The following is a 14,312-nucleotide window of genomic DNA, read 5'->3' as shown; positions in this document are numbered from 1 at the left end:
CTGCCATGGCGGCCAGTAAATCTGCTTCAGACGAAACGGTTGGCATCTGCGCCGTAATAGCTGATGTAACGGCTGGAAATGCGTTCGATCGGCAGGATGATGAACACATCGGTGGTGCCGAAGGCTTCATCAACCACCGCACCATCGCCAATCATCGCGCCAAGGCGCAAATAGCCCTTGATCATCGGCGGCATGGAAAACAGCGCAGCCTTGTTGTTGATCGCTTCCCTGGGCATCAGGTCCATCGTTTGATAGCGATGCGGCAGGGCGCGTACATCCCAGTCCGGTGTTGCACGGCAATTATTGTAGAGGAAGGACAGGCCAAGCGCATGGGCTGCCGGAATCGTGCCGTGGAACGAGGCGCAGCCGAACATCACGTCAATGGCATGGCGGCGGCAATAGGCCCATGCCCCCTGCCATAACAGCTCCACCGTGCGCTTGGAACGATATTCCGCCTGCACGCAGGAGCGGCCAAGTTCCAGGAGCCTGAGATTGGGGCGCGACAGGGCAAGCTGGTGCACGTCATATTCATCGGCGGAATAGAAACCGCCATGTTTTGCCGCCTGATCGCTGCGCATCAGGCGATAGGTGCCGACAATCTGGCGATGCTGCGGGCAGGTGAGGGCGGTGTCATAGACAAGCAGATGGTCGCACACCGCATCAAAACGGTCAGCATCACGCCGTTCCGCCGCCGCCATGGAGTGTGCATGAGCACCCATCTCATCGTAAAAGACGCGGTAACGCAGTTCCTGTGCAGCTTCAACTTCGTCCTGCGACGTGGCGAGCCGGACTTCGAGCGCGCCGATACGGCCAAGCACCACCGCCTCATCGTTTGCGGGCAGAATGGGCTTTTGTGCTTCTAGACCGGACATGATCGTACCATCAATGATTCCCTGACTCGTTCCAGACAGTAGTGTCATGATGATTCGCTCCTGTTGTCTACACAATAAACTGTTCGTTTTATTGTAAAATTTCCGCGGTAACCTGCTGCGGCGATGATCCGCAAAAGCGATCATACAAATGCAATAAGGCCGCAGTGCTACGCCCGGATGACAGAAGCATGTCACCAATATGTCAATTCTGCTGGTGTGACCTCGTCCCTTTCAAAATCCAACAATCATGAAATGAAAATAGGCGAAAGCCAGGTGCGGTTCAAGGGAAACAGCCCGACCGGCAACATCATTTTATTTTTAACTGAAATGGATGAGCCTTCCCTAGAAGGTTGTTATTACATAGATATTGACTGATGTTACGATTTTTCTTGCCAGACATCATCCAGAACATTTCCCGTTCATATGGAATTGTTCCGGCGTCTGGTTGGCATGTTTGTTCCGGAACTGGAGAAACAGGCGGTTTCAGGGAAAGAGGAAATCGGTTTCCCGTCTGCCCCTGCGGGAAAACAGGAAACAACATGCCAGGATAATTCGGAATGTGCGTGGAAGTCTGAACCTAGACCTTTCTTTCCCGCCGCCAGTCGATCAGTTCCTGCAGAATGATCAGTCCGGCTCCGACAGTGATACAGGCATCCGCCAGATTGAACACGGCAAAGGACCATGTCGGCAGGTGGAACAGCACATAATCAACAACATAGCCATGCACGACGCGGTCGATCAGATTGCCGATCGCCCCGCCGACAACGAGTGCAAAGCCATAGCGGGCAAAGATACGCTCCGGCGCATTGGTCCACCACAGGTAAAGCACGAAGGCGATGACGGCGAGTGTGATCGCCACCAATCCCCAGTCATGCAGATCCGCCAGCATCGAGAAGGCGATGCCTTCATTATGGGTGCGGTAGAGGGCAAGAAAGGGCAGAAGATCGATCTGTCCGGCATAATCCATGCGCGTCTCGACCAGATATTTGACAATCTGGTCGCCGAGAACTGCAATGATGACCACAAGCAGGGACGACCAGACCGCATGTCGCTTCATAGGCCAGGCCTTTCATCAAGGATGAGCGCGTCACGGCGGATTTCATAGAGCATGACGCCGGTTGCAATCGCAAGGTTGAGCGAATCGGCGCGGCCTGCCTGCGGAATGCGCGCCAGCCTGTCACACGCAGCTGCCAGACTGTCGGGCAGCCCCTGCTGCTCATTGCCCATCATCAGCACGACCGGCTGGTTGGAATAGGAAATGGTGCGGTAATCGACGGCACCCTTGAGATGCGTGCCGACCAGCAGGCCGGAAAAACCTTTGCGCCAGTTGAGGAATTCGGCTTCCGTCACCTTGTAGAGCGGTATGGAAAAGATCGAGCCCATCGTGGCGCGCACTGTTTCCAGTGAATAGGGATCGGTGGTGTCGCCGATGAGAATAATGCCTTTCGCGCCCACCGCATCGGCCGTGCGGATGATGGTGCCGAGATTGCCGGGGTCGCGTACACGATCGAGCGCGACATGGACATCATTACCCTGCGGCCTGAGGCTGGCGAGCGGATTATATTGCTGTTCAAAGACGCCAACCACCATCTGCGGATTGTCGCGGCGGGTTATGGCGGAAATGACCTTTTCGCTGACTTCCAGCACCAGCCCGCCTTTGGCAAATGTGCGGGCTGCGACCTGTTCGATCAGCTTGTTGCCCTTGCCGGCCTTGGCGAAAACCAGCGTCTTGATACGCCAGTCCTGTTCCATTGCATCGATCACCAGTTTCAGCCCTTCGGCCAGAAACACGCCCTGCTGATCGCGGTATTTTTTCAGCGCAAGCGCGCGCAGATCCTTCACGATCGGGTTGGTGAGGCTCGTGACCTCCTTGACCTGGCCAACGCGGGAACCGCCCGTTCTGGAGAAATCGTCGTTACGGCTCATTTTGCTACCCAGCGGCTGAACATGGAAGTGGAAAGCGCGCGCCCGCCTGCCTGCTCACGCAGGATCAGCTCGCCCGATTCGACCGTGCCGCCAAGGCCGGTGAAACGGTCGCGCATCAGTTCATGAATGGCGAAGAAGGAGGCGCGGATGGAATAGGCGGTCAGAATGACGGCAAGCGGCTTTCGGGTCAGGATCGAACGGCAGGTATCGACCATGGCCGGCAGATGCTCGAACAATTGCCACACCTCGCCCGAAGGCCCGCGGCCATAGGCCGGTGGGTCCAGCAGAATGATGTCATAGAAACTGCCGCGGCGTTCCTCGCGCAGAACGAATTTCATCGCATCTTCGCAGATCCAGCGGATCGGCTTGTCGGAAAGCCCCGCCATTTCCTGGTTTTCGCGCGCCCAGAGGATGGCCTTCCTGGAGGCGTCCACATGGGTGACTTCCGCGCCTGCGCGCGCGGCCACCAGCGAAGCAAGGCCGGTATAGCCGAAAAGGTTCAGCACTTTTACCGTGCGGCCCTGTCTTGTAGCCTCACGCACAAGCGCGTCCATGAAAGACCAGTGTGCGGCCTGTTCCGGAAAAACGCCGACATGGCGGAACGAGGTGAAACGGCCATAAAACGAAATGCCGTCATGCTGCATCGGCCATGTTTCGCCAAGCGGCACTTTCGGAAAGGCCCAGCGTCCCATGCCCTCTTCATCCGTGTTGCCGGTGAAAATCGCATCTGCCGCATCCCATTCCTTCTTCGGCAGGGTCGGCAGCCAGATCGCTTGGCCTTCCGGGCGGATGATGCGATAGGGGCCATATTGTTCGAGCTTCAGCCCGTTGCCGCTGTCAAGCAGGGCATAGTCAGCCGTTGGCTCGGTTTCCAGAATGAGCGGCAGGCGTTCAGCCGGACGCGGGCCGGAATAGGGTTTGATTGCGCGGATGGAGGTCTGGGTCTTTTCTTCCGGGCTTTTCGCGGCAGGTTTGGCAAATTGCGGCCGAGGCTTCCTGAAGCCGGTGGGCCGGCTGTCGGGGCGCGCGCTGTCATGACGCTCGCCTGCGCGTTTGTCACTGGAAGCTTTTCTGCCTTTACCTTTTGGCGCTTTCACCCGAAACTCCGCTTCATGCTCTGGCTTTGCGATGCTCCCGAGCATCGGTCTGATCATCAGGATGCGCGTTCTAGCAAATCGTTCAAGCGTCCCCGCAGCCGGGGAGCTGCACTGCACCGACGCATCTCGCAGCGAAATGCTTCAGCCTTGTGGTCTTTCCAAAACCGTTTCCGCTTTGGCAGGGATGCTCTAACACATTGTTTTTTCGCAGTTCCAGACGAAAATCGGTCTTTTCTGGAACTGCTATAGGCCAAACAGAAACTGAACGGAAGGGCCAAGAACGCCGAATATGGCCATGCTGTCAGCCATTGACTGGAAGATTGCGTTTTTCTGCCTGTTCGGCGCGCACCAGCAATTGCTGCGCTTCCAGCTTGTGCCGTCTTGCCGTGCGGCGGTGCTTGCCCTGCGCAAACCAGGTTGCCGCCGATCCGATCAGGACGCCGACAATCAGCGCGCCGATAAGCCAGAGAAACAGTGGCGCAGTATAGGACAGGGCGGGATTGCCGGGATTGAACGGATCGATGGTCAGAACAGTCGACGTGCGATTGGCAACGGCAAGCGCAATCAGGATCACCGCCAATGGCACGAAAATGACAATCATCAGAATGCGTTTTGCCAGCATAATCACCCTTTGCAACATGCCGCCCGCGAGTGAGGCGACAAGACAAGCGTAAACAAATCCGGAGCAGAGCGCATCATCCATTCAGCAGAAATTGCGTTTGGAAGCGAAATGCTCCAGGATATTTCGCCGGGGATGTCCGCCGAAATATCCTGTCATGAACAGGCCACGGCCCCCGGCCGGATGGTGGCCGGAAGATCAGGCTCAGGCGGTGCCGTTCAGCCGGTCGCGCAGTTCCTTGCCGGTCTTGAAGAACGGCACCCACTTTTCTTCCACATGGACCGTTTCGCCGGTGCGCGGGTTGCGACCGCTGCGGGCCGGGCGGTTCTTGACGGAGAAAGCGCCAAAGCCGCGCAGTTCCACGCGGTTGCCCTCGGCCAGTGCATTGGTGATCTCTTCAAACACCGCGCCGACGATGTTTTCAACATCGCGCTGGAAAAGATGCGGATTGCGGCTGGCGATGATCTGAACGAGTTCCGATTTGATCACGGCTTTAACCCCTTGCTTTTGGTTGGCTCGGCAGCTTTTGCTTCCGGCGTGTCATTGTTCCGCCGGTTCAGCACCCGACATGGTATCAACGTGCCAAACCGAAAGAAGTCCGTCAAGGAAGATGCGCTCTTTCGCGATATCCTTGATCAGCATATTGGTTTCCTGCGGCAGGCCGAAGAGCTGTGCTGCGGCATGGATGATCAGGTCGCGCAGTGAAAAGCCGGTCGATTGATTCTGTGGTTTCCACTCCAGGCGCGGCAGGGATCTGTCAACGCCTTTGGTTGCAAGCCAGGCCACAGCTTCCTCTTCACCGCCAAGACCGTCGATCAGCTTCTTCTCCAGCGCCTGGCGCCCGGTGAAAATGGCGCCATTGGACAGCGACAGCGCCTGTTCATGGGTGAAGTTGCGCCGCTTTTCGACCAGTGCGACAAACCAGTCATAGGAATCCATGATCATGTTACGGATCATGGCCCTGGCTTCCTCGCTGGCCGGGCTGAAATAGTTCGGCTCTGCTTTCAGGGGTGAGGACTTGATGGTTTCAATGCTCACGCCCACCTTTTCGAGCAGGCGGGAAATGTCCGGATACTGAAACAGCACGCCAATCGAGCCGACAATGGACGTCTGGTGTGCAATGATATGGTCGGAGGCGCTGGCAATCATGTAGCCGGCCGAGGCGGCTAGCGTGCCGACCGTGGTGACAACCGGCTTCTTTTCCGCGATTCTGCGTACGGCTTCATAGATCGTCTCGCCGCCGACTGTGGTGCCGCCCGGAGAATCAAGAATGATGATAACCCCCTTTACCGCATCATTTTTGGCAATGCGGTCGAGGCGCTTGATCAGTTCCGCATTTTCAAAGATCGTGCCTTCGATGCGCACCTTGGCAATATGCGGCTGGCTGAACGATGCATTGCGCAAGGAATAGCCGACAAGGCCAAGAATCATGGCGGCAACGAGAAGAAGAAACGCAATGCGCCAGGTGGTCAGCTTGCGGCGCAATTTTCGTCGCTCGATCAGTGCATCGGCATCGTAAGCCATCGTGAAATACCTGTCATATCTTCATGCAATGCGGGAAAGTATATGAGGGCAGACTGCTTCTGCATAGTCTTGCCCTGAAATCTGTCGGAACATACAAGCAGTTCCAGGAAAAACGGGAACCGGTTTTCCGTCCGCAACTGAGAAATATGGTGTAACGGACAGCTTCTTCATACTGTTACTCCATGCGACATGAAACGTATGTTGATTTGTGCTTTCAATCAGGCTGCGCAATAAATAGGATGGGCGATTAAGGGAGACAGGATAATCAGGGCATCTGGTTGCGATCTGGGGGATATGAGCAATTGACGATTTGGTGCGCGCCTGTGCGCAGGGCCGATACTCTTGTTTTGCTATGATCCGGATCCCAAATAAACCATATTTCCTGTGATTTGTGGTACCTATCAGATTTATGTAACAGGGCGATCATTCATTTTGATACAAGACGAGAGAACCGGACGAGCCTATGACTGCCGATACGACAATGATTGACATGCGTGCGCCATCGCCGAAAGGCGATATTGCTGTTGCTGCGCATGCCAATGGGGGCAACGATGGCCAGTCCGCTCGCGCGCAATTTGGCGCTTCTGAAAAGGCGGTTTCGGTTTTCCGTGCCGCGCAACGCCATTCCATCCGGGTGCGTGTTCTGAAGCTGGCCCTGCCTGTCCTGGCTGTGACGGTGGCTGCCATATTTTCATGGTTCACCTTTCTGGCCACGCCGCCGGCACCGGTCAAGCTTGAGATCAATACCGGCGGGGAGAATGGCAAGCTGGTGATGACCAGTCCGCATCTCAATGGCTATACCAAGGACAATCGTCCCTATTCGATGACGGCCGTCAAGGCCACGCAGGATCAGAAGAAGAACGGCACGATCGTGCTGGAAGGCATTTCCGCCGAGCTTCCGATTGGCGACAATGGCCGAGCAATGGTCAAGGCAAAGTCTGGCATTTATGATAATGCCAATGGACGTTTGCAACTTGATAAGGATTTTGTTGTTACGACAGACAATGGGCTGAAGGCAGTCTTGCGCTCGGCGGATATCAATCTGAAGAGTGGTCAGATCACTACCAACAAGCCTGTCCGGATCCAGACCGGCACCACGGAAATCCAGGCTGGTCAGATGCAGGTGAAGGACAAGGGAGCCGTTCTGATCTTCGAGAAAGATGTCCGCATGACGATCGACGGCAATACTGGTGCCTCGGACAGCAAGTCCTGATGACGGCGATTGTCTGGTTGACCATTGCCTGTTGCAGGGCAAGGCCGATGTCTGGAACAGGATTCTGAAACATTGAACAGAATTCCGGACCACATTATACCCCTTGTATCAAGGGATTCGAGCGGCTGATATGGCATGAGTGTCATGTTCGGAAGCGAAGGCGCTTTAAGGACTGAACGGAATATGAAACGCGAGACGGGCAAGATGGACATGGGCAGGAAGGCCCGCGCAATGCAGATTGGGCGGATGGGGCAGATTGGATTGATGGTTGTGGCGCTGGCTGTTGCCGCAACGCCGGTTGCCGTCTCGGCACAGGAAGCATCCAGCGGTGAACAGGTTCCGTTCGGCAGTCTGAAGCTTTCCAGCGGCAAGGATCCGGTCAAGATCGATGCTGACAAACTGGAAATGCGCGACAAGGAAGGCATAGCCATTTTCAGCGGCAATGTCTCGGTGGAACAGGGCGATGCGCTGCTCAAATCCGGCAAGATGATCGTCTATTACAACAAGGACTCCCAGAAACAGGGCGAAGGTGCATCACAGGGCGGAACGGCCGGCCTCAGCGCGTCGGGCATTGACCGTCTGGATGTCAGCGGCAAGGTCTATCTGAAATCCGGCACGCAGGTCGCAACAGGCGATCGCGGCACCTATGACGGCAAGAGCCAGGTTCTGGTTCTCGAAGGTTCGAAGGTCGTGCTGACGGACGGCGACAATGTCGCAACCGGCTGCAAGCTGACCGCTCATATGGATACCGGCAAGGCTTTTCTTGAAAGCTGCAAGGGCGCAGCCAAGAAGGGCCGTGTATCGATCATCATGTCACCAGGCGAGAAGCAGCAGAACGGTGCTGCGCCCAGCAAGAACTGATCGGGGTGCAGGTGGGACTGTTCTGGAACAAGAAAACCAAGACGCCTGAGGCAGAAGATGCTCCGGTCGCTTTTTCCGGTGCGCATGATGACGTGTTGCCAGAGCAGCCCGGCAAGGCAGAGCGGCTGAAGGGGACGCTGGTTGCACGCGGTCTGTGCAAGAGCTATCGCGGCCGTCAGGTCGTCAATGGCGTTTCCTTCGGGGTGCGTGCTGGCGAGGCCGTCGGCATTCTGGGGCCCAATGGTGCCGGCAAGACCACATGCTTTTATATGGTGACCGGCCTTGTGCCTGCCGACAGCGGCTCGATCGAGATTGACGGCTTTGATGTCACATCCATGCCGATGTATCGCCGTTCGCGTCTGGGCATTGGCTATCTGCCGCAGGAGGCCTCGATTTTCCGCGGCCTGTCGGTCGAGAACAATATCAAGGCCGTGCTTGAGGTGGTCGAAAAGGATCGCGCCAAGCGGGCAGCCGAACTGGATGCGCTGCTGGAAGAATTCCACATTGCCCATCTGCGCAAGGCACCGGCCATATCGCTTTCGGGTGGCGAGCGGCGGCGTCTGGAAATTGCCCGTGCGTTGGCTTCGCGCCCCAATTTCATGCTGCTGGACGAACCTTTCGCCGGTGTTGATCCGATTGCGGTTGCCGATATCCAGCAGCTTGTGCGCCATCTGACCAGCCGCGGCATTGGTGTCCTGATCACCGACCATAATGTGCGTGAGACACTGGGCCTGATCGACCGCGCCTATATCATCCATGCCGGTCAGGTTCTGACCCATGGACGCCCGGCCGAAATCGTCGCCAATCCGGATGTGCGCCGGCTCTATCTGGGGGATCAGTTCACGCTGTAAGGGCAGTTCCGGTCTTTTCTGTCCCTTGCCGTTTCATCAGGCCGCCCGTTGTTGCGGCCGGGATGGGGTGCGCATTCTGGAAAATCTGTCCCCTGTCATGATCCGCGACGATTTTCCGCTTCCCATCCATGCATGGGCAAACTAAACTCACAAGCAAGGATCATACCAGTTTCAATTTACTCTGGGCCGTGTATTATGGTTTTGTCTGGCTGGAGGAAGCGCCGGACACGGGGACCATCAATACAGGCTGCGGCCCGGTTTCATAGTATTGGGTCAGCATTGATAAAAATCCATCACTTTTTGCATGGCAATTGTCGGATTCGGCAATTGCAGTTGCAAAATGTGCAATAAATTGGGGTGTGACGCATTTTATGGCTTTATCGCCGAAACTAGATATCCGTCAGTCCCAGTCACTGGTGATGACGCCGCAGCTGATGCAGTCCATCAAGCTGCTGCAAATGACGCATGTCGAGTTGGAGCAGTTTCTGAACCTGGAGATCGAGCGCAATCCGCTGCTGGACAGAATCGAGGCAGCCAATGATGATTTTTCCGGCACGGATGCGCTGGAAGAAGCAGATGAACCGCTGGATGATGTCCAGCCTTCCGCCAATGCCGAAGGCGACTGGTTCAGGACAGAAGTCACGGACGATGCTGAAAGCCTTTCTTCCACCTTTGACAGTTCATTGGAAAACATCTTTCCCGATGATCCGGGCCAGAGCGATGTGGTGATGCCTGAACGCGACAGCGAATGGCATTGCCTTAATCTCGATGCACCGATTTCGACCGGCAGTTATGACATTGATCAGGTCACGGCCGTGCGTGTTTCGCTGCGCGATCATGTGGCCGAACAGATCGCGCTTGGCTTTGCCGACCCGGCTGATCGCTTTATCGCGACGGCGCTTGCCGATGCACTGGATGAAAGTGGCTATATGCGCGGCGATATCTACGCCATGGCCGAACAGCTTGGGGTGGAGACGGGCGAAATCGAACGGATCCTGCGCCTTGTGCAGGGCTTTGATCCGCCAGGCATTTTTGCGCGCGATCTGCGTGAGTGCCTTGCAATCCAGTTGCAGCAGAAGGATCGTCTTGATCCGGCCATGGCGACCCTGATCGATCACCTCGATCTGCTGGCCAGGCGCGATTTTGCCGCGCTCAAGAAAATCTGCAATGTGGATCAGGCAGATCTGTTTGATATGTTGGCGGAGATCCGCACGCTTGATCCCAAGCCCGGCGCGCAGTTCGAGGTCGCAGTGGCCGAGGCGATCGTGCCGGATGCGGTCATAACGCCGACCAATGAGGGCGGCTGGGCCATCGAGCTGACGCCTGCGGCCATGCCGCGCCTGATCGTGAACAATCAGTATTATGCGGAAGTCAGCGCCTCCGTGAAGGGCGAGGAAAAGACCTTTCTGTCGGACTGCATGCAGACAGCAAGCTGGCTGGTGCGCAGCCTTGACCAGCGTGCGCGGACGATCCTGAAGGTCACGCAGGAGATTGTCCGCCAGCAGGATGGCTTTCTGCGCCATGGCGTGACCTATCTCAAGCCAATGAATCTGCGCAATGTTGCCGACGCGGTTGGCATGCACGAATCAACCATCAGCCGCGTGACGGCCAACAAGTTTGTCGCCACGCCGCGCGGCGTGTTTGAAATGCGCTATTTCTTCACCGCCTCCATCGCTTCGTCTGAAGGGGGGGATGCGCATTCCTCGGAAAGCGTGCGCCATCGCATTCGCCAGATGATCGACGCGGAAAAACCCGATGACGTGCTGTCGGATGATGCGATCGTGGAGGCGCTGAAGAAGGATGGCATTGATATTGCTCGCCGCACCGTGGCCAAATATCGCGAGGCCATGAATATAGCTTCTTCCGTCCAGCGCCGCCGTGAAAAGAAGGCCATGGCGGCAGGCCGGCGCTAGAGCAGTTCAGGAAAAGTGGGCGCCGGTTTTCCTTCCGGAATTACTAAAATAAGAACGGTTCCAGTCTATTGCGGGATATTCATGCGGTTAAGCTGGCTGCAGCCGGATTGAGTTGTTCAATTCTTCGCGAGCGGGGTTTTTATCATGAATAATCTTGAAGCTTGACGCGTTTCATTCAAAAAAATGATTGGCCGTTCTGTGAAATCCACACGCATTGTCAGGAAATATGGAGCAATTGCCGGTTTGTGTGACAGTTTGCGCTGGTATTATTTGTTTCTACGGCTGATTTTTGATAACCATCTGTTAACAGCTGTAAAAAAATTGGAATGAACGCTACTTTGATGATGGTTGGCTTTGCGCTTCGCGCAGCTTGCGATTAGACTGCTTGTGTAATGCAACGCAAATGAGGTGTAACCATGACTCTGCGTGTATCTGGAAAGCATATGGAGGTCGGCGAGGCTTTTACGAGCAAGATCGTTGATCGGGTGAATAATGCGGTCGAGAAATATTTCGACCACGGTTTTTCCGGCCAGGTCACCGTTACCAAATCCGGTTCGCGTTATAGTGCCGATTGCACCTTACACCTTGATAGCGGCGCAACTCTTCAGGTCTCTGGCGAAGCCCAGGATCCGCAGCTGGCATTTGACATTGCGGCTGAAAAGCTTGAAAAGCGCCTGCGTCGTTACAATCGCAGATTGAAGTCGCGCAGTGTACAACAGTCAAATGCAGTCTATGATGACGTTGCATATCGTGTTATGGCACCGCTGCCGGAAGAGGATGAGGATCTTCCGGCGGATTATGCACCGACCATCGTTGCAGAATCGTCCGTTGCACTGCGCACCATGTCTGTGGCTTCAGCGGTCGTGGAACTGGATCTGATTGATCAGCCGGTTCTTGTGTTCCGCAACGCAGGCAATGATGAAGTGAATATTGTTTATCGTCGGGCCGACGGCAACATCGGCTGGGTCGATCCATCTACGGTCACCCGCCAGGCAACGTCACGCGCCTGACAGTAACCGGAGGCGCTCGCATGTTCCGCCAATGCGCGGTGTTTGCGAGCGCTTCTCCATAACGGATCCATTAGGGTTCGATTGAAGAAGGAACGGAGAGTATGGATCTCAGCGATCTGATTCAGCCGGGAGCAATCATCCCTGCGCTGAAAGCCAGCTCCAAGAAGCAGCTCTTGCAGGTATTGTCTGAAAAGGCAGCAGAACTGACCGGACTCCCTGAACGCGAAGTATTTGAAACGATTTTGCAGCGCGAACGCCTCGGTTCCACCGGCGTTGGCAATGGTGTGGCCATCCCGCACGGCAAGCTGGCCAATATCGACAAGATCGCCGGTATCTTCGCGCGTCTGGAAACACCGGTCGATTTTGAGGCTCTGGATGACCAGCCGGTTGATCTGGTTTTCCTGCTGCTGGCGCCGGAAAATGCCGGAGCAGATCATCTGAAGGCCCTGTCGCGTATTGCGCGCATGCTGCGTGATGCCGATACTGTGGCCAAATTGCGTGGCACGCGGGACGCTCAGGCACTCTATTCATTCCTGAAGGCGCAGCCGACAAGCAACGCTGCCTGATTTGTTCTTTCCGATATGCAAGGGCCGTCGCTCCTTTCGGGCGACGGCCTTTCTGTGCTTTCGGGCCGTTCCGGCAGGTGGCTTTCCGTCCGGAACGGCGAGAAAGGAGCAATGGACTGGAGCAATTCAGCATTTGCGTGAAAATCTGAATTGCTCTCGCTTTTGCACCCTGATGGACTTACTGCAGGGTGACGGTCTGCAGATCGTGTTCGCTTGCGCTGAGAAGGGCGGTGGCGCGCATGTCGGAAAGCACGATCGGTTCGCCGCTTGCGCCAAAGAGGGCCCAAAGTTCAAGACCCTTGGCTATGGGCGGCAGGGATGGGAAGCTGCGCGCCAGATCTTCGGAGCGAATCTTGCGCAGATAGGCAACTTCACCAACGCCAAGTCTGGCGAATTCGGTGTCTGTGAAGATCGGTCTGTTCATGGTCTTGGCCTCCATTTATGCGGCATGTCTTGAGCGACCATGCCGCCAAGAGCTGGTATTTGAGCGTGAGCCTTGCTCACTGAACCGGGCATGAACAAGCCCGGCGGGACATGCGCACATCAGACACGAGGATCAGTCGCCGTGATGCGCGCCATGCCAGTTTCATCTGCCAGACAATCGCCGGATGATGCTGTCACCATCTGCAATCTGTCCGGAAAGCTGAAATCAGAGCAGCCGCTTCAAGCATGCCGATCAGGGTGCTTCAGATTTCGCGGTCAATCCTTAACCGTAATGTTGATGCGCTTGACGAGCCGTTCCGGCTCCGGTCTGTCGAGGTCAATCGAAAGCAAGCCGTTTTTCAGTTCGCAGCCAATAACCCGCATACCGTCTGCAAGCACGAAGATGCGCTGAAATTGCCGCGCCGCAATGCCGCGATGCAGATAATCCCGTTCAGTATCGTCGTTCTGACGTCCACGGATGACAAGCTGGTTATCTTCCGTAGTCACTTCAAGATCATCGCTTGAAAAACCCGCAACCGCGAGCGTGATGCGCAGGCGTTCAGATCCGGTTTCACCGCGCAGGCGTTCAATATTGTACGGCGGATAGCCATCGCCGGATTTGGCGATGCGCTCCAGCGTCTTTTCCATTGTGTCAAATCCGAGCAGCAATGGGCTCGAAAATGGAGTCATGCGTGTCATATTTCAGTCCTCGTTGAAGCGACCGTATTGGAAAGCACCCTTACGGCGTCACTTTCCTGCATAAGATATGGCTTCTGATCCGCCGGACTTCAAGAGCACGCAATCGATTCCTGTTGACGAGAATGAAGACGGTTAACGTCTTGCTTCCGCAAGGGCGGCACGGAAGGCGGCCGCAAAGCTTTCGCGGTCATCCGGATTGAGAAAGCTGCCGATCAGCACCTGTTTTTCGCGCGAGACGACATGCATGGCGGCAATGCCCTTGACCTTGTCATCGCGGCCGATGCCGGTGCGCCGATGTACTCTGAAGCGCGTCCAGAAGGGATGAAAACTGTGCGTGGTGATCTTGCCGGACGGAGCGACCTGTTTGATTTGCAGTTCGCGCCGGGAGACGGAAATCTCCTCCCGCACGCGGGCGGCGCGATAATTCCAGCGAAAGGCGAGATAGATCGCCAGCACGTCCAGCCCGAAAAAGCCGAAGATCGGCCAGGCGCCGATCGACCAGAACAGGATGCCGATGAAAAGCCAGCAACTGATCAGCGCCGTCATCAGGATGAAAAAGCCCGTCTGCCCCAACGAACGATAGGGCACAAGCAGCGCCTGAAAAATGGGCGCATCATAGCGATCGGGATTGGCCCCGTCCGGGTGATATGCTGGCGCGGACAGGGATGATCCCTCAGGCTGAGGCATTCTGTCCGGTTGTGTCTTTCCGTCAGGATGAGACATGGCCACACGCAATAT

At 56.0% G+C, this 14,312-nt stretch carries 17 protein-coding genes; 7 read left to right on the top strand and 10 right to left on the bottom strand.

The features are described 5' to 3' along the window. Positions 1 to 26: 26 nt before the first annotated feature. Complete coding sequence (olsB, locus tag ACFO1V_RS05585) at positions 27 to 920, bottom strand: l-ornithine N(alpha)-acyltransferase (protein ID WP_374830088.1); 894 nt, start codon at positions 918 to 920, stop codon at positions 27 to 29. Positions 921 to 995: 75 nt separating this feature from the next. On the opposite strand from olsB, the gene ACFO1V_RS05580 reads away from it, so the two are divergent. Further along, positions 996 to 1,247, top strand: a complete 252-nt coding sequence (locus ACFO1V_RS05580; protein ID WP_374830090.1) for a hypothetical protein — start codon at positions 996 to 998, stop codon at positions 1,245 to 1,247. A 202-nt stretch (positions 1,248 to 1,449) separates the two neighbouring features. Here ACFO1V_RS05580 and lspA read toward each other — a convergent pair whose 3' ends face one another. The 6 genes from lspA to sppA form a co-directional block, all read right to left on the bottom strand. Next, complete coding sequence (lspA, locus tag ACFO1V_RS05575; RefSeq protein WP_374830092.1) at positions 1,450 to 1,929, bottom strand: signal peptidase II; 480 nt, start codon at positions 1,927 to 1,929, stop codon at positions 1,450 to 1,452. Next, entirely contained in the window at positions 1,926 to 2,798 is an 873-nt protein-coding gene (locus ACFO1V_RS05570) for a TrmH family RNA methyltransferase (protein WP_374830094.1), read from the bottom strand. The genes lspA and ACFO1V_RS05570 overlap by 4 nt, the downstream gene beginning before the upstream one ends. Further along, a complete protein-coding gene (locus tag ACFO1V_RS05565) occupies positions 2,795 to 3,895 on the bottom strand; it encodes an RsmD family RNA methyltransferase (RefSeq protein ID WP_374830096.1) in 1,101 nt (366 codons plus the stop codon). The genes ACFO1V_RS05570 and ACFO1V_RS05565 overlap by 4 nt, the downstream gene beginning before the upstream one ends. A gap of 301 nt (positions 3,896 to 4,196) precedes the next feature. After that, positions 4,197 to 4,517 carry a lipopolysaccharide assembly protein LapA domain-containing protein gene (locus ACFO1V_RS05560; protein WP_374830098.1) on the bottom strand — a complete coding sequence of 107 codons (321 nt, stop codon included), beginning with the start codon at positions 4,515 to 4,517 and terminating at the stop codon, positions 4,197 to 4,199. 201 nt (positions 4,518 to 4,718) lie between these two features. Beyond that, complete coding sequence (locus ACFO1V_RS05555) at positions 4,719 to 5,003, bottom strand: integration host factor subunit beta (protein WP_374830100.1); 285 nt, start codon at positions 5,001 to 5,003, stop codon at positions 4,719 to 4,721. A gap of 51 nt (positions 5,004 to 5,054) precedes the next feature. Then, complete coding sequence (gene sppA, locus ACFO1V_RS05550) at positions 5,055 to 6,038, bottom strand: signal peptide peptidase SppA (protein WP_374830102.1); 984 nt, start codon at positions 6,036 to 6,038, stop codon at positions 5,055 to 5,057. Between the two features lie 463 nt (positions 6,039 to 6,501). On the opposite strand from sppA, the gene lptC reads away from it, so the two are divergent. From lptC to ptsN, 6 genes are all read left to right on the top strand, one after another. Continuing rightward, positions 6,502 to 7,251 (top strand): LPS export ABC transporter periplasmic protein LptC, encoded by a 750-nt coding sequence (lptC, locus tag ACFO1V_RS05545; RefSeq protein ID WP_374830104.1) that lies wholly within the window; start codon positions 6,502 to 6,504, stop codon positions 7,249 to 7,251. 183 nt (positions 7,252 to 7,434) lie between these two features. Further along, positions 7,435 to 8,112 carry an LptA/OstA family protein gene (locus ACFO1V_RS05540; RefSeq protein WP_374830106.1) on the top strand — a complete coding sequence of 226 codons (678 nt, stop codon included), beginning with the start codon at positions 7,435 to 7,437 and terminating at the stop codon, positions 8,110 to 8,112. A gap of 11 nt (positions 8,113 to 8,123) precedes the next feature. Next, positions 8,124 to 8,963: an LPS export ABC transporter ATP-binding protein gene (gene lptB / locus ACFO1V_RS05535; protein WP_374830108.1), complete on the top strand. Its 840-nt coding sequence runs from the start codon at positions 8,124 to 8,126 to the stop codon at positions 8,961 to 8,963. Positions 8,964 to 9,334: 371 nt separating this feature from the next. Then, positions 9,335 to 10,876 (top strand): RNA polymerase factor sigma-54, encoded by a 1,542-nt coding sequence (gene rpoN / locus ACFO1V_RS05530; protein WP_374830110.1) that lies wholly within the window; start codon positions 9,335 to 9,337, stop codon positions 10,874 to 10,876. Between the two features lie 416 nt (positions 10,877 to 11,292). Continuing rightward, on the top strand, positions 11,293 to 11,886 hold the full coding sequence (gene hpf, locus ACFO1V_RS05525; protein WP_374830112.1) for a ribosome hibernation-promoting factor, HPF/YfiA family: 594 nt from the start codon (positions 11,293 to 11,295) through the stop codon (positions 11,884 to 11,886). Positions 11,887 to 11,987: 101 nt separating this feature from the next. Beyond that, positions 11,988 to 12,452, top strand: coding sequence for a PTS IIA-like nitrogen regulatory protein PtsN (gene ptsN / locus ACFO1V_RS05520; protein WP_374830114.1), 465 nt, complete (start codon positions 11,988 to 11,990; stop codon positions 12,450 to 12,452). Between the two features lie 178 nt (positions 12,453 to 12,630). Here the strand turns inward: ptsN and ACFO1V_RS05515 are convergent, their stop codons facing one another. The 3 genes from ACFO1V_RS05515 to ACFO1V_RS05505 form a co-directional block, all read right to left on the bottom strand. Beyond that, positions 12,631 to 12,876, bottom strand: coding sequence for a BQ00720 family protein (locus tag ACFO1V_RS05515; RefSeq protein ID WP_374830116.1), 246 nt, complete (start codon positions 12,874 to 12,876; stop codon positions 12,631 to 12,633). Positions 12,877 to 13,151: 275 nt separating this feature from the next. Further along, the gene (locus ACFO1V_RS05510) at positions 13,152 to 13,574 is read right to left on the bottom strand and encodes an Hsp20 family protein (RefSeq protein WP_374830118.1); all 423 of its coding nucleotides are present in this window, start codon (positions 13,572 to 13,574) and stop codon (positions 13,152 to 13,154) included. Positions 13,575 to 13,706: 132 nt separating this feature from the next. After that, positions 13,707 to 14,261 (bottom strand): DUF2244 domain-containing protein, encoded by a 555-nt coding sequence (locus ACFO1V_RS05505; protein ID WP_374830120.1) that lies wholly within the window; start codon positions 14,259 to 14,261, stop codon positions 13,707 to 13,709. Between the last annotated feature and the right edge of the window lie 51 nt (positions 14,262 to 14,312).

Origin of the sequence: Daeguia caeni, from assembly GCF_042653845.1 — a bacterium.
Classification (GTDB): Bacteria; Pseudomonadota; Alphaproteobacteria; order Rhizobiales; family Rhizobiaceae; genus Brucella; species Brucella caeni.
This window is presented reverse-complemented; position numbering and strand designations above follow the sequence as displayed.

What these genes read in the sequence shown, in the direction of transcription:
- ACFO1V_RS05560 (WP_374830098.1), bottom strand. Translation starts at nt 4,517, where the DNA reads ATGCTGGCAAAACGCATTCTGATGATTGTCATTTTCGTGCCATTGGCG.
- ptsN (WP_374830114.1), top strand. Translation starts at nt 11,988, where the DNA reads ATGGATCTCAGCGATCTGATTCAGCCGGGAGCAATCATCCCTGCGCTG.
- ACFO1V_RS05570 (WP_374830094.1), bottom strand. Translation starts at nt 2,798, where the DNA reads ATGAGCCGTAACGACGATTTCTCCAGAACGGGCGGTTCCCGCGTTGGC.
- sppA (WP_374830102.1), bottom strand. Translation starts at nt 6,038, where the DNA reads ATGGCTTACGATGCCGATGCACTGATCGAGCGACGAAAATTGCGCCGC.
- hpf (WP_374830112.1), top strand. Translation starts at nt 11,293, where the DNA reads ATGACTCTGCGTGTATCTGGAAAGCATATGGAGGTCGGCGAGGCTTTT.
- ACFO1V_RS05540 (WP_374830106.1), top strand. Translation starts at nt 7,435, where the DNA reads ATGAAACGCGAGACGGGCAAGATGGACATGGGCAGGAAGGCCCGCGCA.
- lptC (WP_374830104.1), top strand. Translation starts at nt 6,502, where the DNA reads ATGACTGCCGATACGACAATGATTGACATGCGTGCGCCATCGCCGAAA.
- olsB (WP_374830088.1), bottom strand. Translation starts at nt 920, where the DNA reads ATGACACTACTGTCTGGAACGAGTCAGGGAATCATTGATGGTACGATC.
- ACFO1V_RS05505 (WP_374830120.1), bottom strand. Translation starts at nt 14,261, where the DNA reads ATGCCTCAGCCTGAGGGATCATCCCTGTCCGCGCCAGCATATCACCCG.
- ACFO1V_RS05510 (WP_374830118.1), bottom strand. Translation starts at nt 13,574, where the DNA reads ATGACACGCATGACTCCATTTTCGAGCCCATTGCTGCTCGGATTTGAC.
- rpoN (WP_374830110.1), top strand. Translation starts at nt 9,335, where the DNA reads ATGGCTTTATCGCCGAAACTAGATATCCGTCAGTCCCAGTCACTGGTG.
- ACFO1V_RS05515 (WP_374830116.1), bottom strand. Translation starts at nt 12,876, where the DNA reads ATGAACAGACCGATCTTCACAGACACCGAATTCGCCAGACTTGGCGTT.
- ACFO1V_RS05580 (WP_374830090.1), top strand. Translation starts at nt 996, where the DNA reads ATGATCCGCAAAAGCGATCATACAAATGCAATAAGGCCGCAGTGCTAC.
- lspA (WP_374830092.1), bottom strand. Translation starts at nt 1,929, where the DNA reads ATGAAGCGACATGCGGTCTGGTCGTCCCTGCTTGTGGTCATCATTGCA.